Raw genomic sequence first — 21,459 nt, 5'->3', positions numbered from 1 at the left:
GATGTCGCGGATCAAGGAGTTCAACCTGCCCGACCTCGGCGAGGGACTGACCGAGGGCGAGATCCTGGCCTGGCTGGTCAAGGTCGGCGACACGATCGAGCTGAACCAGCCGATCGTCGAGGTCGAGACCGCCAAGGCGGCCGTCGAGATCCCCGCGAAGTGGGGCGGCGTGGTCACCCGGATCTTCCACGAGGCCGGGACGGTCGTGGAGGTCGGTAAGCCGATCATCGCCATCGACACCCAGCCCGGCTCTTCGGAAGAGCCTCCGGCTCCGGCTTCCTCTCCGGCGCCGGCTTCGGCTCCGGCTCCCTCTCCGGCGCCGGCTTCGGCTTCCTCGCCGGCCGCGGACGAGGCCGAGGCCGGCCTCATCGGCGGACCGGCACCTGGCGGGCGCACGGCTGTGCTCGTCGGTTACGGCCCGCGAACCACCAGCGCCACAAGACGACCCCGCATCGGTACGCCCGTCGCGTCCACGACCGCGACCACGCCTACCCCGCCTCCGGCGGCTGCCGAGGTCCGTCCGGCCGCACCCGTAGGCCCGGCACAGGAGACCGTGGCCCCGGTCGTCCGCACCGGTCCCGTGCTGGCCAAGCCGCCGGTGCGGAAGCTGGCCCGGGACCTCGGCGTCGACCTGACCACGGTCAACGGCACGGGCCCGCTGGGTTCGGTGACGCGGGACGACGTACATCTGGCGGTTTCTTCTCCGGCGCGGGAGCCGGCGCCGACGGCGGCGAGCCCGGCCACCGCGGTTTTCGACGCCTCCCGGGAGCAGCGCATCCCGATCAAGGGCGTACGCAAGCTGACCGCGGAGAACATGGTCGCGTCCGCATTCACCGCGCCGCACGTCACGGAGTTCCTGACGGTCGACGTGACCCGCTCGATGAAGGCGCTGGAGAAGCTGCGGAAGCGTCCCGAGTTCGAGGGCGCCCGGATCTCGCCGCTGCTGCTGGTGGCGAAGGCCGTGCTGCTCGCGGTCAAACGGCACCCGATGGTCAACTCGTCCTGGTCCGGGGCGACCGGCGAGATCGTGGTCAAGGACTACGTGAACCTCGGCATCGCCGCGGCGACCGAGCGCGGGCTGATCGTCCCGAACGTCAAGGACGCCGGCCGGCTCACCCTGCGGGAACTCGCCGAGGCGCTGAACGAGCTGGTCCGGACCGCGAAGTCGGGGAAGACACCCCCGGCCGACATGTCCGGCGGCACCCTCTCGATCACCAACGTGGGGGTGTTCGGCATCGACACCGGGACGCCGATCCTGCCGCCCGGCGAGTCGGCGATCCTGGCGTTCGGCGCGATCCGGCCGACGCCGTGGGTGCACAAGGGCAAGATCCGGATCCGCGAGGTGACCACGCTGGGGCTCTCCTTCGACCACCGGATCATCGACGGCGAGCTGGGTTCCCGGTTCCTGCGCGACATCGGCGCCTTCCTCGAGGACCCGGAGGCGACACTGCTCAGTTGGACCTAGGGTCTTTCGGCCTGTTAGGCGGTTGACTTTCGATCCTTAGGTTCATGACCCGGATCACCCCCTGAATCGATGGCCACGTCCCCGGTGTAGGCGCATAATGGAGTCAACACCGGGACGTGCGCCGGGGGGTCCGCCACAAGCGGGCAGGCGGCGGCGTCAGATCCGACAGCCGGCCACCGCCGGGGAAGTGAGCACCGCCATGGACAACATGATCGACCGTTTCCGCCAGCGCCGCAGGATCAGCCGCGAGAACCGCGCCATCGACCGCGCTCTCCAGTCGGCGCCCACGCAGGCGATGCGTGACGAACTCGCGATCCTCGCCCAGCGCCGCCCTTACTGATCTCCCCGATCAGGGCAGCTACCACGTCGAACGGCCCGTCCGGATCACCCGGGCGGGCCGTTTCGTGTCGCATCCCACTTTCTGAAGATCGGGCACTCGTCACCTCCGGGCGTACACCGGGATTCCTCCCGCCGCGCACGCCCGGTACCGTGGGCACGGTCCCCAACCCGGCACGGCCGGTCGGTGCGGAGACCGGGGCCACCGGCGGTTAACCCTCCGCGACGGACCCAGCACGGCCAGGCCGGAAAGCTGGCACGGCCCTTTGGCGGAAGCTCGCCGGTGGGGCCGCGTCCGTGCAAAGCTGGCACGGCCGCATCGATGAGGAGGCGCGTATGACGTCCGAGGGGCAGAACGCCGGTCAGCCGGCCGAGGCCACGTCGGGCGGACCCACGTCGGGCGGGTTCCCGCACGATTCCGACGGTCAGCGGATCGCCGGCCGGGCCTCGGCGGCCCAGTCGCCCGCTGAGGGCTTCCCCAATTCGTACGGTCCGCCGCCGGCCAGCACCCCCGGTGGGGGCTCGCCGTTCGTCGTGCCGGCCGTGTCCACCTTCGGCGCCGGCGCCGGCCAGGGCGGCACCTCCTACGGTTCGGCCCGCGTGCCGCAGCCCGACGGTGACGAGCCGCCACAGCGTGGGAGCGCCTCGCCGTACGGGTCGGTGTCGCCCGAATCGCCGTACGGTCCCGCCTCCGGCACCTACGGGGCCCGGCCTGACGGTTCGCCTTGGGCGCCGTCCGGTGCCGAGCCCGCGGCGCCCGGTTCACCGGCTTCCTTCGGTTCCGCGGCTACCTCACCGGCTTCCTTCGGTTCCGCGGCCGATTCGCCGGCCTCCTTCGGTTCCGCGGCCGCGTTCCCGCCCGCCAGCCGGCCCGCGCAAGCCTCCGCGTCGGTGCCGCCGCCGCCCGCCGCGCCCACCACCGACAATCCGGTCGGTGGCTCCCCGCTGAAGCTCAGCTCCAGTGGGCTGCCCACCCGGACGCCCGGTGCGACCGCGCCCGAGGACGGCGGCCTCGGCCACACCCCGTTCTCCGCCTTCGGCGACCAGCCGGTCCGCGTACCCGGCGCCAACCTCGGCGATCTTCCCGCCGGTTCCAGGTCCGGCTCGGCGGGTTCCGCCGCTGGCCAGGCTGGCTCCGCGCTCGGATCTGCGGGCTCCCCGCTCGGTTCAGCGGGTTCCCCGCTCGGTTCGGCGGGTTCCGCGCCCGGTTCGGCGGGTTCCGCGCCCGGTTCGGCGGGTTTCACGGCCGGACCGGCGCAGAACAGCTGGATGCAGAGCACCCGGCCCGCAGAGACCCCGACCGATTCGTCCTCGGCCCGCCCGGCCTCCGACACCTTCCCGTCCCGGCGTGGCGACGGCGGCGGCTTCCCGCTGCGCGCCCCGGCCGGTCCGCAGGTGGAGGCCGACAACGGCTCCGCGCCCGGCCTCGACCTGCCGATCCGCAGCCAGCAGCCGTTCGGCGGCGCCCAGCCCGAGACTCCCGCCGGCGACCCGGCCGGCGGTTCCGGCTTCCCGCAGCGCGTTCCCGGCGCGGCGCTCGCCTCCGGCGGCACCGTTCCGGCGGCCGGCATGCACAGCGCCCCGTCCGTGGCGGACCCGCTCAACTCGCTCGCCGGGCCGGACCAGCGCGGTTCGTTCCCCGGATCCGGTCCGGACTCGCGTGCTCCGTTCCCGGAGCCCGAGGGACCCAACTCGCTTCCGCCCTTTCCCGGGTCCGGCCTTCACAGCTCGCAGGGCGCCGACCCGCGCGGTTCTTTCCCGGGGCCCGACTCGCGTGGCGCGCTTACCGGCAGCGACTCGCGCGATCCCTTCCCGGGCGCCGACTCGCGTGCCGCGTTCCCCGGTACCGACGCCTCCTACCCGGGGACCGACTCCCGTGCCGCGTTCCCCGGTAGCGACGCCTCCTACCCGGGAGACGATCGGAGCGGTTCTGTAGCGGGTGCCGACGCGGAGCCGAACGCCTCGCTGTCGCAGGGGGATTCGCAGAGCGCCTCGTCCGCGGTGCCGCAGCCGCGCGACCCGGGTCTGAAGCCCGCGGTCGGGTCGGCCCGGCCGGTCACGGCCAGCGCTTCGGTGCCCGGTGTCCGGGTCACCCCGCCGGAGGCCGGCGAGCTTCCGCCGCCCAGCCCGGCCCCGCAGGCCCGGGTCTACGGTCGCCCTGCCCCGGCTCCGGCGGACCAGCCGGAATCCGGTTCGGACGAGGCGCAGTCCGGCGGTTACGGCGCGGCTCCGTTCTCGACGGCCGCGGCTTCGCCGTATGGCAGTGACGGCCCGGAAGGCTCTTTCGGCGGCTTCGCTTCGGGTCAGCAGCCGGAGAGCCCGTACGGCGCGGCCAAACCGCAGAGCGACTTCGGGCTGCCCCAGCAGGACGAAAGCCCGTCCGGCGGCTTCCCCCTGAACCGGCCGCAGACCGATAACGGCTACGGTCTGCCCCCGCAGGACGAAAGCCCTTCGGGCGGTTACGGCCTGCCACCACAGAGCGACGGCCCCTCCGGTGGCTTCGGCCGCCCCCAGCCCGGCGACGGCCCCTCCGGCGGTTACGGCCTGGCCCAGCCGGGCGACAGCTCGTCCGACGGTTTCGGCCGGTCCCAGCAGGGCGACGGCCCCTCCGGCGGCTACGGCCTGGCCCAACCTGGCGACAGCTCGTCCGACGGTTTCGGGCGGCCCCAGCAGGGCGACGGCCCTTCGGGTGGCTACACGCCGCAGAACGACGGCGGCTTCGGCCAGCCCCAGCCGGGCGACAGCCCCTCGGGTGGCTACACACCACAGACTGACGGCGGCTTCGGCCAGCCCCAGTCAGGCGACAGCCCCTCGGGTGGCTACACACCACAGAACGACGGCGGCTTCGGGCTGCCGCAGCGTGGTGCCGACGATCGTGGCCCGAGTGGGCGCGCTTCGATCCCGCCGCTGTCCCGTCCGGACGGCGAAGCCCCGTCGGATGGATTCCCCCCGAGCGGCCGTGACGGTATCGGTGGTCCGGCCGGTGACGGCTTCGGTGGCTTCCCGCCACCGTCCGGCGACGGCCCCGGCGCTCCCGGTGTCGCTCCGCAGTCCCCGGCTCGGGCGACCGCCCGGGCAACGGCCAGCGCGCGGGTCTCGCCGCCGGAGGCTATGGGCAGCGCTTCGCCGTACTCGATGCCGGGCTCCCCACAGTTTCCCGGACCGGGCGGTTCTGGGATGCCGGGCTCCCCGCAATTCCCCGGACCGGGCGGCCCCGCGATGCCCGGGTCGTCGCAGGGTCCCGGACAGAACGACTCGACCATGCCGGGTTCGCCGTTCCCCGGAGCGGGCGACTCGACCATGCCGGGCTCTCCGTTCCCCGGAGCCGGCGCACCCGGGTCGCCGCAATTCCCGGGACAGGGCGACACCACCATGCCCGGGTCTCCCTACCCGGGGGCAGGTGAGCCCACCATGCCGGGCTCCTCGCAGTTCCCGGGCGCGAACAGTCCCGGGATGCCCGGGTCGTCGGCGTTCGGTGCGCCGTACAGCGACCTCACCACCGACATCGCCGGCCGGGGCAACGCTCCGAGCGGCCTGCCGGACCAGTACAACGAGCACACCACGGACGTGTCCGGCCGAGGCAACTCGCCGTACGTTCCGGCGCCCGCGCTGCCGCCACTCCCCGGTGAGCAGCCCGGCGGCGGGGCCTACCCGAACACCCCGGCAGCCCGCGCCACGGTGACGCCGCCCGGCCCGGAGGACACCACCAGCTGGCCCGGACCCGCCGAAGAGCAGGGCCGATTCGACCAATTCAAGGCCACCGAGGCCGCACCCCCGCCCGCCAAGCCGAACGTCAAGACCGTGCCGGTGGCCCTCGCCGTCGTACTCGGCGCCGCGGTCCTACTCGCGGTGGTGTTCGGCCTGGTCTACCTGATCTCGGGCATGGGCGACGAGGAGTTCAAGGTCGCCCAGGGCGAATGCGTCAAGCGCGAGGGCAGCAGCCCCGTGGTGGCCCCCTGCTCGGAGGCGGGCACGTTCGAGGTCGTCTCGATCGTCAACGCCAAGGGCCAGTGCGCCGACGCCACCCAGCCCTACATCGTCGTCCCCAAGGACAACGGCGACCAGGTCCTCTGCCTAAAAGCTAACTGAGCCTGATTGCTGTGCTTGATTGCTCCGCTTCGCTCCGCGGCAAAACGCCTTGTAACCGGTGTCGAGGCAGGTGATTTCCCGCCGCAGCACACCCCGCTGCGTCGGCAAATCAGCTGCCTCGACACCGGCGGCGTTTTGCGGGGGACGTCGAGTGCACCGCCGTCCTGCTCAACGTAAATGTTCCGTGGCCGGGACGGGTGCGTGATGTCTACGGCCGGCTCACAACGCTCTCTCGAGGCCCGTGAGACAGCTCCCACGGCCGCTGGATCTTTACGGCTGGCTGCGGGAGCCGGCCGTCCAACTTGTCCGAAACATCGATGTAGATCTTGCGCGATCGCGGCCATGCGGATGCGTCCGATCACCCAAGGTCCCCCAGGGGAGGCGGAGCATGGGCGATGATCTACCGCCGCCCTGAGAACCAGCTGCGAAGATCCACGACCAAAGCACTCGTCCTAGCCACGGAGCGATCACGCATGAGCGGGACGGCGGTGCACTCGACGTCCCCCGCAAAACGCCGCCGGTGTCGAGGCAAGTGATTTGCCGACGCCAGCGGGGTTTGCTGGTGACGGGAAATCACCTGCCTCGACACCGGTTACAAGGCGTTTTGCCGCGGAGCGAAGCGAAGCAATCCAGCACAGTAAGGCACGATGGGCTGATGGAATTTCGCGTGCGTGCACCCGAACTCAAGGGTCGCGGTTGGCTCAATACCGGCGGAAAGGCCCTCACCCTGGCCGATTTGCGGGGAAAAATCCTGGTGTTGGATTTCTGGACGTTCTGTTGCATCAACTGCCTGCATGTCCTGGATGAGCTGCGGCCGCTGGAGGAGAAGTACGGCGACGCGCTCGTCGTGATCGGCGTGCACTCGCCGAAGTTCGAGCACGAGCGTGACCCGGTGGCGCTGGCCGCCGCCGTGGAGCGGTACGGCGTGCATCACCCGGTCGTCGACGACGGCGACATGCACATCTGGCAGCAGTACGCCGCGAAGGCCTGGCCGACGCTGTCCGTGGTCGATCCGGCCGGCTACCTGGTCGCCTCGATGGCCGGCGAGGGGCACGCCGAGGGCCTGTCCCGGCTGATCGACGAGCTGATCGTGAAGCACGAGGCGGACGGCACCCTGCACCGCGGTGACGGCCCGTACGTCCCTCCGCCCGCCCCGGAGAGCCTGCTTCGTTTCCCGGGCAAGGCGATCGAGCTGCCGAACGGCAATCTGCTGGTATCCGACTCGGCCCGGCACTCGCTTGCCGAACTGTCCGCGGACGGCGAGACGCTGGTCCGCCGGTTCGGCAGCGAGGTCCGGGGTGAGCCGTTCAGCGAGCCGCAGGGCCTGGTTCTGCTGCCCGAGGCGGTGGCCGGAACCGCGGGCTACGACGTGGTGGTCGCCGACACGGTCAACCACCAGCTGCGCGGCCTGAACCTGACATCGGGGGAGATCACGCTGGTGGCCGGTTCCGGTCGTCCGTGGCGGTCGGCGGTCGACGATCACGCCCACGACTCCCTCGCCGCCGACCTGTCGTCGCCGTGGGACCTGGCCTGGTACGAAGACCGCGTGATCATCGCAATGGCCGGCATCCACCAGCTGTGGTGGTTCGATCCGATCAAGCGCACGGTCGGCGTCTACGCGGGCACCACGGTCGAGGCACTGCGGGACGGCCCGTTGCCGGACGTGTGGATGGCCCAGCCGAGCGGCCTGTCGGTCAGCGCGGACGGAAGGCGGCTGTGGATCGCCGACAGTGAGACGTCGGCGCTGCGGTATGTCGAGGACGGCGTGATGCACACCGCGGTCGGCCAGGGACTGTTCGATTTCGGTCACGTGGACGGCCCGGCGGGCGAGGCACTGTTCCAGCATCCGCTCGGTGTGGCGGCGCTGGCCGACGGTTCGGTGCTGGTGGCGGACACCTACAACGGCGCGGTGCGGCGTTTCGACCCGGCGAAGGCCGAGGTCTCCACCGTGGACGCGAATGTCGCCGAGCCCAGCGACGTCCTCGTGACGCGGGACGGGCAGGTCATCGTGGTGGAGTCGGCCGCACACCGGCTGTCCCGCCTGGCTCCGGGTGCGGTGAAAATTATCAGCGGGGAGCGGCACCGGACCGAGCGCCCGCCGTCGCACCTGGCCCCGGGCGAGGTCACCCTCGACGTGATCTTCACGCCCGCGCCGGGCCAGAAGCTGGACTTCCAGTTCGGGTCGCCGCTGCGGCTGGTGGTGTCGGCGTCCCCGGCCGAGCTGCTGCTGGACGGTGAGGGCACCACCACCGACCTGTCGCGAAAGATCGTGCTGAACCCGGACGTGCCGAAGGGTGTGCTCCAGGTCGTCGCCCAGGCCGCGACGTGCGATGTGGACGCCGAGTTCGGCGCCTGCCACCTGACCCGTCAGGACTGGGGCGTGCCGATCGTGATCGACCCGAACGGTCCCGACCGGCTGCCGCTGATCCTGCGCGGCATGGACGCGTGAGCCTCAGGCCAGGGCGACGGCGAAGGGCCTGACCTCCAGCCCGGCAGCACGGAGCCCATCCCGTACGACCCGTGCCAGCTCGACCGCACCGGGTGTGTCGCCGTGCAGGCAGATCGACCGGACCGGGCAGGGCACCGCGGAGCCGTCGACGGCCGTCACCGAGCCGTCGGCGGCCATCCGCACCGCCCGCTGAACCACCTGATCGGGCTCGTGGACCAGCGCGTCCGGCCGGGAGCGCGGCACGAGACGCCCGTCCGGCAGGTAGCCGCGATCCGCGAAACCCTCACCGACGACGGTCAGGCCACGGTGCAGGGCCTGACCCGCCAACTCCGAGCCGGGCTGGCAGAGCACGGGAAGCGCGGGGTCATAGGCCAGCACCGCGTCCACCACTGCCGACGCCTGCCCGGGATCGACCGCCGCGGTGTTGTAGAGGGCGCCGTGCGGCTTCACATAGCGGACCCGATCCCCCGCGGCCCGGCAGAACGCCTCCAGCGCCCCGATCTGATACAGGATGTCGTCCCGCAACTCGTCGTGGTCGTAGTCGATTCGCCGCCGCCCGAATCCGGCCAGGTCCCGGTAGCCGACCTGGGCGCCGATCGCGACGCCCTTCGCGACGGCCGTCCGGCACACCCGGTGCATCGTGGACGGATCACCGGCGTGGAATCCGCAGGCCACGTTCGCCGAGGTCACCACGTCCAGCAGGGCGTCGTCGTCGCCCAGCCGCCAGGCGCCGAAGCCCTCGCCGAGGTCCGCGTTCAGATCAATCCAGCTCACGGAACCTCACGGTAGTCCCCGTCTGCGCCTGGGCCAGCGGCGCGACGTCGTCGATCACCCCGACCACCGGATATCCGCCGGTGGTCGGATGGTCGGCCAGAAAGATGATCGGCTGCCCGTCCGCCGGGACCTGCACGGCGCCCAGCACCACGCCCTCGGAGGGCAATTCGCCGGCCCGGGTGCGGGTCAGGGCGGTGCCGGCCAGCCGGCTTCCGACCCGGTTGCTCAACGGGCTGATTCGGTACGGGGACCCGAACAGCCCTTTCGTGTCGAACCAGTCGTCGCGCGGCCCGAGGTGGATCCCGAGAACCAGTTCCCCGCCCGGCCGTGCCGGCTCCCCGACCAGCATGGGCGCCGCCGTGGGGACGCCGACCGGGAGCGTGTCCCCGTCCGCCAGCCGGGCCGGGCCCAGTCCGGAGAGCGTGTCCGTCGAGCGGCTGCCCAGCACCGGTTCGACCGCGATCCCACCGGCCACCGCGATGTAGGAACGCACTCCCCGGGTGGCCCGCTTCACGTCGACCACCCCACCGGCCGGCACTTCGAAGAGCTGGCAGCCACGGAGCCGCTCGACCGGCCGGGAGTCGACGTCGATGTCGGCGACCGCACCGGTGACGGCGACCAGTGCGGGCCGCTCGAAACGCAGGGCGCAGCCGAGCATCGTGGTCTCCAGTCCGGCGGCGTCGTCAGGATTGCCGACGAAACGGTTGGCGAGACGCAGGGCGGGCGCGTCGAGGGCACCCGAGCGGGGTACGCCCAGGTGCGCCCACCCCGGCCGGCCCTGATCCTGCACCGTGGTGAGCGGCCCGGCCCGCAGCACGGTGATCACACCGCCACCAGTCGTACCCGGGTGCCGGGAGTGAGCAGGGCCGGGTGCTCACGTCGTACGTCGAAAAGGTTTTGATCCGTCCGGCCGACCAGCCGCCACCCGCCCGGAGAGGCCGTGGGGTAGATGCCCGCGTAACCACCCGCGAGGGCGACCGATCCGGCTGGCACGCGAGGCCGCGGAGCGGCGAGCCGGGGGACCGCCCACTCGTCGGCAAGCCCGCGCAGATAGGCGAAACCGGGCGCGAAGCCGGAGAAGGCGACGGTCAGCGGCGTCTCGACCAGGCGGCGGACGGCCGTGTCCACGGTGACCCTCCACAGGTCGGCGACCGATTCCAGGTCCTCGCCGTCGAAGACCGTGTGGATCTCCACGAGGGGTCCTTCGGCCTGAATTCCGCCGGGCGCCGGCTCCCATCCGGGCAGGGCCTCCGCGGTCCCGGGAGCCGCGCCGTCGAGCAGCACGGTACGGGCGCCGGGCACGATCTCCACCACCCGCAGCTCACCGGCGGCACGACGTTTCCACAGCTCAGCCCGCCAATCCTCGACCCGTTGCGCGTCCGGGCACTCGATCAGCAGGCCGGCGGTTCCCACCCGTCGTATCTTCATGGGGAAATCATCCGGCAGCGTCAACCGTATCCGGCGTCACTACCCATTAGTAACCTACGGTGCCGTAACCTAGGGGACGTGACGACCTCAGCCCCGTTCCGGATGTCGCCGACCGACCTCGGCAAGCCGCGACTACGCGGCCGGTTGCATCAGTACGCATTCTTCGTCGCCGCGGTCTGCGGCATCGTGCTCAGTTCGATCGCGCTGAGCCGCCCCGGCATCGCCCCGTTCGTGAGCTGCCTGCTCTACAGCGTGACGGTGTGCGGGCTCTTCGGGACCAGCGCGCTCTACCACCGACGGGTCTGGAGCGAGCGCGGCTACCAGATCATGCGGCGCGCCGACCATTCGATGATCTTCATATTCATCGCCGGCAGCTACACGCCGTTCTGCGTCCTGCTCCTGGAGGGCACGCAGCAGATCGTCCTGCTCAGCCTGGTCTGGGGCGGCGCCATCGGCGGTGTCGCGCTGAAGATGGTCTGGCCGCATCTGCCCCGCTGGGCGGGTGCCCCGCTCTACGTGGCACTCGGCTGGGTGGCCGTCGCGATCATCCCGGAGGTGCTGCACGTCGGCGGGGTGACCTGCCTGGTCCTGCTCATCGTGGGCGGCGCGATCTACACGGTCGGCGCCGTCTTCTACGCGCTGCGCCGGCCCAACCCCTGGCCCACCGTCTTCGGCCACCACGAGTTCTTCCACGCGTGCACCCTGGTGGCCGCCATCTGCCACCACATCGCGGTCTACTTCGCCCTGTACGCGTAAAGCGAAGGCCCAGGCATCAGCCTGGGCCTTCGCACAACTTCAGGAGTACGCCGGGGGAGGCGGCGGCGGGACGTCGTCCCGTCGGACCTCGCGATACTCGGTGTAACCGGCTTCGGCGACCGGCTGCCGCGTACGAGTCACCACGGTACGGCGGCGGTTGCTCCAGAACGCCAGCGTGATGACCAGGCCGGCCAGCCCGGCCAGCATCAGGATCCAGCCGATCACGCCGATGTCGAGACCGCTGATGTCCGCCTCCACGGCGAACGCCAGGATCGCCCCCAGAGCCAGCAGGAAAATGCTTGCGCCGATACCCATCGGACCCTCCTCGATTGGTGTCCGCCCGGCCGGGCGACGCCGCTCGACCGTGGTGAATGCGTCGATCGAGCGTTTACCCGCCCGCATGACATTCCAATCAGGCAAGCTGTACCGATGACCACGCGGACGCTCATCCTGCTGCGCCATTCCAAGGCCGAGACCCCCGGCGACTTCGACGATTACGACCGCGCCCTGGCGCCTCGCGGAGTGGCCGACGCGGAGGCGGCCGGCGTCTGGCTGGCCGACGAGCGCCTGCACCCCGACCTGGTGATCTGCTCCCCCGCCAAGCGCACCCGGCAGACCTGGCAGAACGCGGCCATCGCGCTGAGCAGCGGCCCCGACCCCCGGCCGGCACCCGAGGTGCATTACGAGGAGTCGCTCTATCTGGGTCGCGGCGGCGAGGTCTTCGACTTGCTCCGGGCCGTTTCAGACACCATTCGTACGGTCCTCGTCGTCGGCCACAATCCCACCATGTCCGAAGTGTCCGCCCTACTGGTGCCGGACGAGCAGTACACCGGCACGGTCGTCGAGATGCGCACCTCCGGACTGGCCGTCCACAGCGGCGACCAGCCCTGGTCACAGGCCGAACCGGGGGCGATGCGCCTGACCCGCTCGCACACCGCCCGCGGCTGAGCCCTACTTCCGGTACCAGGTCCGGGTACTCGTGTACTTCACGTTGCCGAGCTTGTCGTACGCCCGGACCTGCACCTTCATCGTCTTCTTCTGCTTACTGGCGTTGAAGCCGAGCAGGTAGCCCGCGGTGTAGTCCCGGGCCACGACCTTCCCGTTCACGATCAGCTCGACCCGGGAGATCCCACTGGCGTCGGAGGCTTTCATGTACACCTTGGTCGCGCCCTTGATCTTCGCCTTGTTCTTCGGCGCCCTACTGATCACCAGAGCCGGTCCGGCGTTGTCCGCGACGACCGTCCGCGTGTAGGTCCGGGTATTGCCGAACCGGTCCGTGAGCCGCCAGGTGAGGACGACGGAACCGTTGGCGGCACCGGAATTCACCGCCATCGAGTACGGCGCGACGTTGTCGCTTCCGACATACCTCCCGTTCGCCCACAGCTCCGCCCTGGCGACACCGATCACGTCCTGGACACCCTGCAACGTGCTGGTGAAGGTGCCTCGCACCCGGGTGTTCGCGGCCGGGGTCAAGCCGGTGATCGCCGGGCCCTCGTCGTCGACGGTGACCGGCCGGCTCTCCCGGGTCACGTTGTCAGCGGCGTCGATGACCATCATCTCGACCGAGGAGGCCGCGGGGACCTCACCGATCCAACGGTCGGTTCCCGGCACCTGCGTCAGGGTGACGCCATTGGCGGTGATCCGCTGCGGCGCGGTCTCCGGCGTGCGGATCTCGACGGTGATCGACCCGTGGACCACGTCGAAATAGAACGGGCTGACCACGGTCATCTTCGGGGCGATGGTGTCGACCGGCACCACCCTGCTCATGCGGCCGACCCGTCCGGCGAGATCGATCGCCTCGACCGTGACCGTCACCTCACCCTCGGAACCGGTCGGCGGCTTCCAGGTCATCGGGGCCGCTTGCAGGGTGGCGGCCGTCGCGCCGACCTCGGCGCCGTCGACAAGCAACCGGTAACCGGCCACCGCGTGATCGTCAGCGGCCTTGGGCCGCACCGTGATCCCATCGACGGACACGGGGCGGGGCACGGTGAAACCGATGTCGGTCACCGTGGGCGTCTGTTCGTCGGCCCTCGTGAAGGCGTAGATCACCCGCGCGGCGTCTACCAGGGGCGCCGAATGAGCGGGCTGCGTGCTCGGACGGAATCCGGAGCTCGTGATGGCGGCTCTGACCTCGGCGGCCGTGACATCGGATCCGGTGGAGAACGCGAGAGCCGCGATCCCGGAGACGATGCTGGACGCCACCGAGGTTCCGTTCGGGAAGGTGACCTGGCTGCCGCTGCCGACGCCGAGCATGTCGTCGGCGGCCGCGTCGATCCACTGGTCGGTCACGCTGTTCTGGTTGGTCGGCTCATGCGGGCGGCCGGTGTTGGTGACGGCACCGACCGCCACCACCGGCTCGAAGGCCGCGGGGTAGGCACGCGCCGTACCGCCGTCGTTGCCGGCAGCGGCCACCACCAAGGCACCGAGTTGGGTGGCCCGGTCGACCGCATCCCGCAACGTCTCGCTCTCGACCGGCGTGCTGAACGAGACGTTGACAACCTGCGCGCCCTGTTCGGCGGCCCAGACGATCCCTGCGGCGGCGTCGGCGGCCGCGCCCGCCGCGGGGCCTTCGGCCTGCTGCTCCAGAACCCGGACCGGAAGGATCCGGCACGACATGCAGACACCCGCGTTGCCGTAGTAGTTGTTCGCCTCGGCCGCGATGAGCGTCGCCATCGCCGTCCCGTGCCCGTCCGCGTCGGCCGGGGAGGTGTCACTGTCGACGAAGTCGTAGCCGGTCAGCACACGTCCGTCGTCCAGATCCCGGTTCCGGGTCACACCGGAGTCCACCACGGCCACGGTGACGGCCGTGCTGCCGGTGGTCCAGGTCCATGCGTCAGGGACGCGGTTCACCGCCAGGTGGAACAGTTCGTTGAAGGTCTGCGGATCGTTGACCGTCACCGCGTCGGCGTGGACCTGCCCGTCCGGTTCGGCGTACCGGACACCGCTGTGATCCCTCAACGTCGCGATCACGGAGTCGCGGTCGGGCTCGGCCACCTCGACGGTGATCGCGTCCAGACCGTGCACCCGCTTCACCGCACCGGCCCGGTCACCGAGTCCAGCCAGGACGGCCGCCGGATCAGCACCCGCGACCAGGCCGACATTGAGGCGTACCGGCTCCTCCGCGGCGGCGGCCGGGGTGGCTACCAGGCCTACCAGCAGGAGTGAGGCGAGACAGGGTGAAGCGATGCGCACCGATGGTCCCCGCGTTCAACGACCCACAAGAGAATGACGATCATCGTAGCGGACGTCGATACGATTGCGTAGCGCTGGACCGAAAAACGAGGGCCCGGTGGACGTCGTTGTCCGCCGGGCCCTCGTTTTTTTCAGGAGAGTGGGAAAAGCTTGATCAGAACGCGTCCTCGTCCAGGTCCATCAGGTCGAGGGTGGTGTTCTCGATGATCCGGCGGTCGGCGCCGATCCGCGGCAGGATCTCCCGTACGAAGAACCGGGCCGCGGCCACCTTGCCGGTGTAGAACTTCTTGTCCGCCTCGGAGACCTCGCCGTTCAGGGCGGTCAGGGCCACCTCGGCCTGGCGCAGCAGCAGCCACGCGAGGACCACATCGCCGAGGGCGAGCAGGATCCGGCGGGAGCTCAGGCCGATCTTGTAGAGCTCGCGGGCCTCGCCGTTGCCGACCGCCTGCAGCCAGCCCAGCGTGATGCCGAGGATGTTCTGCATCTCGGCGAGCGCCTTGCCGAGGCCGAGCCGCTCGTCCTTGAGCTGACCGTTGCCGGCCTCGCTCTCGACGAAGCCCTGGATCTCGGCGGCCACCGCGCCGAGCGCCTGACCGTTGTCCTTGACGATCTTGCGGAAGATCAGGTCGAGGCTCTGGATCGCGGTCGTGCCCTCGTACAGGGTGTCGATCTTCGCGTCCCGGACGTACTGCTCCAGCGGGTAGTCCTGGAGGAAGCCGGAGCCACCGAAGGTCTGCAGCGACTCGGCGCCGAGCAGCTCGTACGCCCGCTCGGAGCCCACACCCTTGACCAGCGGCAGCAGGAAGTCGTTGATCTTGGCGGCCTGCTTGGCGGCCTTCTCGTCGCCGGCGACCTCCGCGATGGCGACCTTGTCCTGCCAGGTCGCCGTGTAGATGACCAGGGCACGCAGCGCCTCGGCGTAGGCCTTCTGGGTCATCAGCGACCGGCGTACGTCCGGGTGGTTGGTGATGGTGACGCGCGGGGCGTCCTTGTCACCGCTCTGCAGCAGGTCGGCGCCCTGGACACGGTTCTTCGCGTACTCGAGCGCGTTCAGGTAACCCGTCGAGAGGGTGGCGATCGCCTTGGTGCCGACCATCATCCGGGCGTTCTCGATGATCAGGAACATCTGCCGGATGCCCTGGTGCACCTCGCCGAGCAGCCAGCCCTTGGCCGGGGTGCCGTGCTCACCGAAGGTCATCTCGCACGTGTTGGAGACCTTGAGGCCCATCTTGTGCTCGACGTTGGTGGCGTAGACGCCGTTGCGCTCACCGAGCTCACCGGTGGCCGGGTCGAAGTGGTACTTCGGCACGATGAAGAGCGAGAGGCCCTTGGTGCCGGGTCCGCCGACGCCCTCGACGCCCACCGGGCGGGCCAGGACGTAGTGGATGATGTTGTCGGTCAGGTCGTGCTCACCCGAGGTGATGAAGCGCTTGACGCCCTCGATGTGCCACGAGCCGTCCGGCTGCGCGATGGCGCGGGCACGGCCGGCGCCGACGTCCGAGCCGGCGTCCGGCTCGGTGAGGACCATGGTCGAGCCCCACTGCTTCTCGACGAAGAGCTTGGCCCACTCCCGCTGCTCCTCGGTGCCCTCGTGCCAGATGACGTTGGCGAAGGAGGGACCCGACGAGTACATCCAGATCGGGGCGTTGGCGCCCAGGATCTGCTCGGCGACGGCCCAGACGAGGCTCCGCGGCGCCGGGGTGCCACCCAGTCCGGACGGCAGGTCGAGCCGCCAGAACTCGGATGCCATGAACGTCTCGAAGGACTTCTTGAACGACTCCGGCAGCGGCGCGGTGTTCGTCGCCGGGTCGAAGACCGGTGGGTTGCGGTCGGCATCGGTGTAGCTGGCGGCGAGATCCTCGCGGGCCAGCCGGTCGACCTCGGCGAGCACGTCGCGAGCGCTCTCCAGGTCGAACTCGTCGAACGGCGCCTGGCCGAGCGACTTCTCCGCTCCGAAGACCTCGAACAGGTTGAACTGGAGGTCACGAAGGTTGCTCTTGTAGTGCGTCATGGTGCTTGGCCCCGCTCTCCGGACGCGAGTTACCCGTCAGTAACCACACTGTATTACTCATCGGTAGCTTGCGACAAGCCGGGAGCGTTCTTCGTGTGTGCCGACCGGTAAGAGCCGGTTGTCCGTCGGTTCGCGGGTCAAACGTCTCCGATCAGGTGGAAAGCAGGACAGCCGTTCGGCCATTTGCCTACTTCGACGCTCGGATCACGTATCGGGGACCCGAATGGTTCGTTTCACCGGATAGACAGCCACGAACAGGGGGACGCCATGTTCGCCACGATCAAGAGCCTGATTCCGGAGCCGCGCCAAGCGAGCCAACCGCGCAACTACATCGGCCGGCATCGTCAGCCCGACCAGCTTCCGCCTGCCCCGGCCCCGACCTCACCGGCCGCGCCGGCCGAACCCGAGGAAGACGCGGCCTGAGTCAGCTGCCCGCGGCTCCGACTTCCCAGCTCGGCACCGAGACGGCAGCGCCGCCGTCCGGACCGGCGTACTCCAGCAGAACCAGGGCGATGTCGTCCTCGAGACGGCCGTAGACCCAGTCGACCAGTGCGGTCTCGAGCGATGCCAGCCCGTCGCCGACCGTGCCGTGGCCGAGCAGGCGCCACGCACGGTCGGCGGTCGGGAAGAACTCACCCTCCCGGCGCGCCTCGCCGAGACCGTCGGTGAACAGCAGCAGCCGGTCACCCGGCTCCAGCCGCTCCACCCGGGGCTTGACCTCGGGCATGAAGCCGAGCGGCGGGGCCGGCGCCGGCGGCTCCAACGGAATGACCTGGCCCCGGCGCAGCAGCAGCGGCGCGGGATGTCCACAGTTGACGATGGTCAGGGTGCCGCCGCGCTCCTCGACCAGCGCGGCGGTCACGAAGTCCTCGTCGCCGACACTGCGGGCCACCGCGCGGTCCAGGTCCTCCACGATCAGCTTCAGATCGGCACGCTCGTACGCCACATGCCGGTACGACCCCAGCACGATGCTCGCCAGCCGGACCGCGTCCAGGCCCTTGCCGCGCACGTCACCGATGATGATCCGGACCCCGTACGGCGTGTTGAGGGCCTCGTAGAGGTCTCCACCGATGTCCGCCGCCGCGGTCGCCGAGATGTACCGGCCGGCCACCGCCAGGGCGCCCACCTGCGGCCCGATCGGCCGCAGCACCGCCTGCTGGGCCACCGCGGCGAGCCGTAGCAGCTCGGTGATCTGCTCGGACTGCCGCTGCCGGATGGTGGCCCCGGCGGCCGCCACACCGGTCGCCAGCATGATGCCCATCAGATTGACCAGGCCGGCCATCCCGACCTGCCCGCCGCCCACGCCCACGAACACCGCGCCGACCACGGTGGCCAGCAGACCGGCGCCGAGCACCACCTGCCAGACGGCGAAGAGCGCGGCCACGAACGGGACCGCCGCCAGCAGCCCGACGAAGTGCACCTCTTCCGGGCCGTCGGCCAGTTCCACGGCGGACACGACGGCGAGCAGCACGAGGGCCGCGCCGAGTCCGGCGCGGTTCCCTGGGCTCAGCGGGCGTCGGCCCGGCAGAAAAGTATGCATGGTTCCGCGGAACAGCATGCCCGATCGACCACACGTCGGGCATCAACTTGACCCGTAGGCTGAACAGGTTCTGGCCCACCGTCGGGTTCGGCGTCATTCGGTCGGTCCAAGAAGGGCGACAGCCGGTGACAGGATGTCCGCGTGACCGATGATCTCCGTGATCTCCTGCGCTCCACGTTCCGCTGGACCGACCTCGGCCCCGGCACCGACTACATGGTCAGCGATCGCTCCGGCTGGTGGCGTGACCCGCGGATCCTGAACGGGCTCGGACCGGCTCTCGCCGGCCTCTTCCAGGCGGAGCGCCCCACGGTGGTGGTGTCACCCGAGGTCACCGGATTCATGGTCGGCCCGCTGGTGGCACGGGCGCTGGGGGTGGGTTTCGTCGAGGCGTACCGGGCCGGCGCGCGCCGGGCCATCGCCGAGCCGATGATCTGGGCCGACGTTCCGGCCGACCATCGCGGCGAGACACAGCGCCTGGGCATCCGGCGGAACCTGGTCGGCGACTCCGACCGCGCGCTGGTCGTCGACGACTGGGCGGCCACCGGCGCCCAGGCCCGTGGCGTGCGGGACCTGCTCGGCGCGGCCTACGTGGGCACCGCGGTGATCGTCGACGAGTGCCCGCCCGAGATCAGCGCCGAGCTGGCCATCCGGAGCCTCCTGACCGGAACGGATCTCGACCCGTAGGCCGCCCACCACGATGGACCGGCGCCCGGCCGGTCAGCTCTTGCGCACGCGCTGGTAGCCGGCGAGGGCGCCACGGGCCGGGTGCCAGCCGATCGCGGCGTAGGAGGCCAGGCCCCGCTGTACGTACGGGTCCTTGGCGAGCAGCTCGTGCGCCTCGGCCTCGGTGTCCACGTCCAGCAGGATGATGCCACCGGTCGGCGGGTCGATCCGGCCGGCGGTGACCGAGTAGCCGCCCTCCTCCAGCTCGGTGACGAAGGCCAGGTGATCGGCGCGGGCCTCGTCGACCTCGGCGAGCGGCTTCAGGTACGTCGAAATCATGAGATACACGCCGCCATCGTAGATCCAGCCAAGGCCCGGTGCTGAGCGTCGCCTCGGCCGGTGGCCTACGGGTACACCGCCGCTGATTTCCCTCTAACGGGTGGGCCAGGTCCGGAAATTCTGGGCGGACCGGCTCGCGGTGGGCCCCCGCTGCCCCTGGTAGCGGGAGCCGTAGACGTCCGACCCGTACGGGTGCTCGGCGGGGCTGGACAGCCGGAAGATGCAGAGCTGGCCGATCTTCATGCCCGGCCAGAGCTTGATCGGCAGGTTCGCCACATTGGAGAGCTCCAGCGTGACGTGGCCGGAGAATCCCGGGTCGATGAAGCCGGCGGTGGAGTGGGTGAGCAGGCCGAGACGGCCCAGGCTGCTCTTGCCCTCGAGCCGGGCGGCCAGGTCGTGTCCGAGGGTGACCACCTCGAGCGTCGATGCCAGGACGAACTCACCCGGGTGCAGCACGAACGGCTGGCCGTCCTCCACCTCGACCGCGGCGGTGAGCTCGTCCTGCTGCTCGGCCGGGTCGATGTGCGTGTACAGGTGGTTGTTGAAAACCCGGAAGAAGCGGTCCAGCCGGACGTCGATGCTGGACGGCTGCATGAGCGTCGGCTCGAACGGCTCCAGCGAGAGGCCACCGGTCTTGATCTCGGCGACCAGGTCACGGTCGGAAAGGAGCATTGCGCCACCATACCGACCTGCCCGAATCGGCGTGTTCGGTGGCTGTCTCGAACACATGTTCGATAGAATGCCCGCATGGCTAACTGGTCCGCTTTCGCCGCCGCCGAGCCGGCGCTCGCCGACGGCATCCGCGCGCTGCTCGAGCAGTACGGTCCCGGCATGGGCTACCTGGCGACCATCCGCCCCGACGGCGGCCCTCGCCTGCACCCGGTCTCGCCGGTCTTCACCGACGAGGGGCTGTTCTGCTTCATCGTCGACTCACCGAAACGCCGCGACCTCGAGCGCGACGGCCGCTACGCCCTCCACGCCTATCCACCGGAGGACAACGACGACGAGGCCTGCCTGACCGGCCGTGCCGTCCCGGTGCGTGACCCGCTCACGGTCGGCCGCCTGGCCGGCGCCCTGCACGCGTCGCCCGACGTCGACTGGCGGCTCTTCGAGCTGACCGTTGACACCGCCATGCTGCGGCGCCACGGCCCGGCCGGCGCGCTCCCGCTGGCCGCCACCCCGTTCATGCCCGCTTACGCCCAGACCTGGCGGGCGCCACGCGGCTTCCGGCGCCCGCTCGCTGTCGCCAGCTGATCGCGGGGCGGTGCCGCCACCGAGTTGGATAATCAGGTACAGTGGGGCAGCTTGCGGGTGTAGTTCAATGGCAGAACATCAGCTTCCCAAGCTGACAGTGCGGGTTCGATTCCCGTCACCCGCTCCACAAACGAAAGCCCTGGCCAGGACCACACGGTCCGCCAGGGCTTTCGTGTTCTCCGGGTGTCCCTCCGGAGCGGTGCTCAACCGCCGATGTGGACGAAGACGTCGTCGATCTCGCCGGCGAACTGATCGTTGCCCTGGCCCGGGCCCTTGCCGCCGATGCGCAACGGCTCGGCGTTGGCGATCGACACCTGCGGCGGGACTGGGACGGAGGCTCGGGGCGCGCCGTCGACGAACATGACGAGGCGGTCGACGGTGCGGCGGCATTCGAGGTCGTGCCAGGCGCCGTCGGCCACGTCGATCCACGGTTCGGCGCGGTAGATCCGGGCCCGCTGGCCGGCGATGACGCAACTGGGGTGACCCTGACGGTGGTCGACCTGGAGCTTGTACTGGCTGACGCCGCCGACCGAGTAGCCCTTCTGGAGGACGTTGGCGCCGTCGGCGAGGTCGGCGTGGGTCATCAGGATGGACGCGCCGTAGCGCAGGAGACGCTGCCCGGGATTGAAGCTGTCGTCGCGGGTCCCCTCCAGGATCGCCCGGGGGCAATCGCGTTCCCTCAGCAGGGTGCACCGGTCCGGGTAGGCGACGGCAAGACCGGCCCCCTGGGGTACGAGGCGGAGCACCCCGCCGTTCTGACCCAGCGGCCGTAGCTCATGACTACCGGTGGCGTCGGCGATCGGGTGGCCGACGCCGTCGTCGAAGTCGTAGTGGACGATGAACGGCCCACCGGCGGTACGGATCCGGCCGGGCGCCACGGGCATCGAGAAGGCACCGGCGTTGTCGAGGAAGCCCGGCGCCGGCCGGATGATGGTCGAAGCGGCCGGGCCCGAGGGTGTCGGTGTCGTATCGGCCACGCCGGCTTCCGAGGGCGTGTACTGCGAGAGGGAAAGTACCCAGGCCAGGACGAGGGCCGCGGAGAGGGTGCCGATCGGCAGGGCACGCCGACAGGAGTGACGCATGAAGGCTATTGTCCGGATTGCCGCTTGCTTCGCTAACCGAAACTCCGTGACGCAAGCGGTTCCCCGGAAATTCCCTCGAAC

General features: G+C 70.5%; 19 protein-coding genes and 1 tRNA gene. 10 read left to right on the top strand and 10 right to left on the bottom strand.

Annotated elements, in window-relative coordinates:
- Nucleotide 1 precedes the first annotated feature (1 nt).
- From IEZ13_RS20985 to IEZ13_RS20970, 4 genes are all read left to right on the top strand, one after another.
- On the top strand, nt 2-1,465 hold the full coding sequence (locus IEZ13_RS20985) for a dihydrolipoamide acetyltransferase family protein (protein ID WP_183225766.1): 1,464 nt from the start codon (nt 2-4) through the stop codon (nt 1,463-1,465).
- A 199-nt stretch (nt 1,466-1,664) separates the two neighbouring features.
- Nucleotides 1,665-1,805 carry a hypothetical protein gene (locus IEZ13_RS20980; RefSeq protein WP_183225767.1) on the top strand — a complete coding sequence of 47 codons (141 nt, stop codon included), beginning with the start codon at nt 1,665-1,667 and terminating at the stop codon, nt 1,803-1,805.
- A 332-nt stretch (nt 1,806-2,137) separates the two neighbouring features.
- Nucleotides 2,138-5,890 (top strand): LppU/SCO3897 family protein, encoded by a 3,753-nt coding sequence (locus tag IEZ13_RS20975; protein WP_183225768.1) that lies wholly within the window; start codon nt 2,138-2,140, stop codon nt 5,888-5,890.
- A 655-nt stretch (nt 5,891-6,545) separates the two neighbouring features.
- The gene (locus IEZ13_RS20970; RefSeq protein WP_183225769.1) at nt 6,546-8,339 is read left to right on the top strand and encodes an NHL domain-containing thioredoxin family protein; all 1,794 of its coding nucleotides are present in this window, start codon (nt 6,546-6,548) and stop codon (nt 8,337-8,339) included.
- Between the two features lie 3 nt (nt 8,340-8,342).
- Here the strand turns inward: IEZ13_RS20970 and IEZ13_RS20965 are convergent, their stop codons facing one another.
- The 3 genes from IEZ13_RS20965 to IEZ13_RS20955 are packed head-to-tail and all read right to left on the bottom strand — an operon-like array spanning nt 8,343 to nt 10,541.
- Nucleotides 8,343-9,104 (bottom strand): LamB/YcsF family protein, encoded by a 762-nt coding sequence (locus IEZ13_RS20965; RefSeq protein WP_183225849.1) that lies wholly within the window; start codon nt 9,102-9,104, stop codon nt 8,343-8,345.
- Nucleotides 9,100-9,939: a 5-oxoprolinase subunit C family protein gene (locus tag IEZ13_RS20960; RefSeq protein ID WP_183225770.1), complete on the bottom strand. Its 840-nt coding sequence runs from the start codon at nt 9,937-9,939 to the stop codon at nt 9,100-9,102. The genes IEZ13_RS20965 and IEZ13_RS20960 overlap by 5 nt, the downstream gene beginning before the upstream one ends.
- Nucleotides 9,936-10,541 (bottom strand): 5-oxoprolinase subunit B family protein, encoded by a 606-nt coding sequence (locus IEZ13_RS20955; protein WP_183225771.1) that lies wholly within the window; start codon nt 10,539-10,541, stop codon nt 9,936-9,938. Before IEZ13_RS20955 ends, IEZ13_RS20960 begins: the two co-directional genes overlap by 4 nt.
- Before the next feature lie 78 nt (nt 10,542-10,619).
- Between IEZ13_RS20955 and trhA the strand changes: the two genes are divergently transcribed.
- Nucleotides 10,620-11,297: a PAQR family membrane homeostasis protein TrhA gene (gene trhA, locus IEZ13_RS20950; protein WP_183225772.1), complete on the top strand. Its 678-nt coding sequence runs from the start codon at nt 10,620-10,622 to the stop codon at nt 11,295-11,297.
- Nucleotides 11,298-11,336: 39 nt separating this feature from the next.
- Here the strand turns inward: trhA and IEZ13_RS20945 are convergent, their stop codons facing one another.
- Nucleotides 11,337-11,612 carry a DUF6458 family protein gene (locus tag IEZ13_RS20945; RefSeq protein ID WP_183225773.1) on the bottom strand — a complete coding sequence of 92 codons (276 nt, stop codon included), beginning with the start codon at nt 11,610-11,612 and terminating at the stop codon, nt 11,337-11,339.
- A gap of 114 nt (nt 11,613-11,726) precedes the next feature.
- On the opposite strand from IEZ13_RS20945, the gene IEZ13_RS20940 reads away from it, so the two are divergent.
- Complete coding sequence (locus IEZ13_RS20940; protein ID WP_183225774.1) at nt 11,727-12,245, top strand: SixA phosphatase family protein; 519 nt, start codon at nt 11,727-11,729, stop codon at nt 12,243-12,245.
- Between the two features lie 3 nt (nt 12,246-12,248).
- Here the strand turns inward: IEZ13_RS20940 and IEZ13_RS20935 are convergent, their stop codons facing one another.
- Nucleotides 12,249-14,489 carry a S8 family serine peptidase gene (locus IEZ13_RS20935; protein ID WP_183225775.1) on the bottom strand — a complete coding sequence of 747 codons (2,241 nt, stop codon included), beginning with the start codon at nt 14,487-14,489 and terminating at the stop codon, nt 12,249-12,251.
- 154 nt (nt 14,490-14,643) lie between these two features.
- Nucleotides 14,644-16,500, bottom strand: a complete 1,857-nt coding sequence (locus tag IEZ13_RS20930) for an acyl-CoA dehydrogenase (RefSeq protein ID WP_183225776.1) — start codon at nt 16,498-16,500, stop codon at nt 14,644-14,646.
- Nucleotides 16,501-16,767: 267 nt separating this feature from the next.
- Here IEZ13_RS20930 and IEZ13_RS20925 point away from each other — a divergent pair, with 267 nt between their 5' ends.
- Nucleotides 16,768-16,923, top strand: a complete 156-nt coding sequence (locus tag IEZ13_RS20925; RefSeq protein ID WP_183225777.1) for a hypothetical protein — start codon at nt 16,768-16,770, stop codon at nt 16,921-16,923.
- A gap of 1 nt (nt 16,924) precedes the next feature.
- On the opposite strand, the gene IEZ13_RS20920 is transcribed toward IEZ13_RS20925, so the two are convergent.
- Nucleotides 16,925-18,058: a PP2C family protein-serine/threonine phosphatase gene (locus IEZ13_RS20920; protein ID WP_183225778.1), complete on the bottom strand. Its 1,134-nt coding sequence runs from the start codon at nt 18,056-18,058 to the stop codon at nt 16,925-16,927.
- A 123-nt stretch (nt 18,059-18,181) separates the two neighbouring features.
- Here IEZ13_RS20920 and IEZ13_RS20915 point away from each other — a divergent pair, with 123 nt between their 5' ends.
- On the top strand, nt 18,182-18,724 hold the full coding sequence (locus IEZ13_RS20915; RefSeq protein WP_183225779.1) for a phosphoribosyltransferase: 543 nt from the start codon (nt 18,182-18,184) through the stop codon (nt 18,722-18,724).
- 33 nt (nt 18,725-18,757) lie between these two features.
- Here the strand turns inward: IEZ13_RS20915 and IEZ13_RS20910 are convergent, their stop codons facing one another.
- Nucleotides 18,758-19,042: a YciI family protein gene (locus IEZ13_RS20910; RefSeq protein ID WP_183225850.1), complete on the bottom strand. Its 285-nt coding sequence runs from the start codon at nt 19,040-19,042 to the stop codon at nt 18,758-18,760.
- A 93-nt stretch (nt 19,043-19,135) separates the two neighbouring features.
- Complete coding sequence (gene dcd / locus IEZ13_RS20905; RefSeq protein ID WP_183225780.1) at nt 19,136-19,714, bottom strand: dCTP deaminase; 579 nt, start codon at nt 19,712-19,714, stop codon at nt 19,136-19,138.
- 75 nt (nt 19,715-19,789) lie between these two features.
- Between dcd and IEZ13_RS20900 the strand changes: the two genes are divergently transcribed.
- Both IEZ13_RS20900 and IEZ13_RS20895 read left to right on the top strand, forming a co-directional pair.
- Complete coding sequence (locus IEZ13_RS20900) at nt 19,790-20,296, top strand: pyridoxamine 5'-phosphate oxidase family protein (protein WP_183225781.1); 507 nt, start codon at nt 19,790-19,792, stop codon at nt 20,294-20,296.
- A gap of 53 nt (nt 20,297-20,349) precedes the next feature.
- Nucleotides 20,350-20,423, top strand: a tRNA-Gly gene (locus tag IEZ13_RS20895).
- Nucleotides 20,424-20,499: 76 nt separating this feature from the next.
- Here IEZ13_RS20895 and IEZ13_RS20890 read toward each other — a convergent pair.
- Complete coding sequence (locus tag IEZ13_RS20890; protein ID WP_183225782.1) at nt 20,500-21,378, bottom strand: LamG-like jellyroll fold domain-containing protein; 879 nt, start codon at nt 21,376-21,378, stop codon at nt 20,500-20,502.
- Between the last annotated feature and the right edge of the window lie 81 nt (nt 21,379-21,459).

The organism is Actinoplanes campanulatus (assembly GCF_014647795.1).
GTDB lineage: Bacteria > Actinomycetota > Actinomycetes > Mycobacteriales > Micromonosporaceae > Actinoplanes > Actinoplanes campanulatus.
This window is presented reverse-complemented; position numbering and strand designations above follow the sequence as displayed.

Bases quoted from the DNA above. Each gene is read 5' to 3' on its own strand.
- IEZ13_RS20920 (WP_183225778.1), bottom strand. From the start codon at position 18,058: ATGCTGTTCCGCGGAACCATGCATACTTTTCTGCCGGGCCGACGCCCG.
- IEZ13_RS20925 (WP_183225777.1), top strand. From the start codon at position 16,768: ATGTTCGCCACGATCAAGAGCCTGATTCCGGAGCCGCGCCAAGCGAGC.
- IEZ13_RS20985 (WP_183225766.1), top strand. From the start codon at position 2: ATGTCGCGGATCAAGGAGTTCAACCTGCCCGACCTCGGCGAGGGACTG.
- IEZ13_RS20930 (WP_183225776.1), bottom strand. From the start codon at position 16,500: ATGACGCACTACAAGAGCAACCTTCGTGACCTCCAGTTCAACCTGTTC.
- IEZ13_RS20975 (WP_183225768.1), top strand. From the start codon at position 2,138: ATGACGTCCGAGGGGCAGAACGCCGGTCAGCCGGCCGAGGCCACGTCG.
- IEZ13_RS20945 (WP_183225773.1), bottom strand. From the start codon at position 11,612: ATGGGTATCGGCGCAAGCATTTTCCTGCTGGCTCTGGGGGCGATCCTG.
- IEZ13_RS20890 (WP_183225782.1), bottom strand. From the start codon at position 21,378: ATGCGTCACTCCTGTCGGCGTGCCCTGCCGATCGGCACCCTCTCCGCG.
- IEZ13_RS20940 (WP_183225774.1), top strand. From the start codon at position 11,727: ATGACCACGCGGACGCTCATCCTGCTGCGCCATTCCAAGGCCGAGACC.
- dcd (WP_183225780.1), bottom strand. From the start codon at position 19,714: ATGCTCCTTTCCGACCGTGACCTGGTCGCCGAGATCAAGACCGGTGGC.
- IEZ13_RS20900 (WP_183225781.1), top strand. From the start codon at position 19,790: ATGGCTAACTGGTCCGCTTTCGCCGCCGCCGAGCCGGCGCTCGCCGAC.
- IEZ13_RS20955 (WP_183225771.1), bottom strand. From the start codon at position 10,541: ATGAAGATACGACGGGTGGGAACCGCCGGCCTGCTGATCGAGTGCCCG.
- IEZ13_RS20980 (WP_183225767.1), top strand. From the start codon at position 1,665: ATGGACAACATGATCGACCGTTTCCGCCAGCGCCGCAGGATCAGCCGC.
- IEZ13_RS20910 (WP_183225850.1), bottom strand. From the start codon at position 19,042: ATGATTTCGACGTACCTGAAGCCGCTCGCCGAGGTCGACGAGGCCCGC.
- IEZ13_RS20970 (WP_183225769.1), top strand. From the start codon at position 6,546: ATGGAATTTCGCGTGCGTGCACCCGAACTCAAGGGTCGCGGTTGGCTC.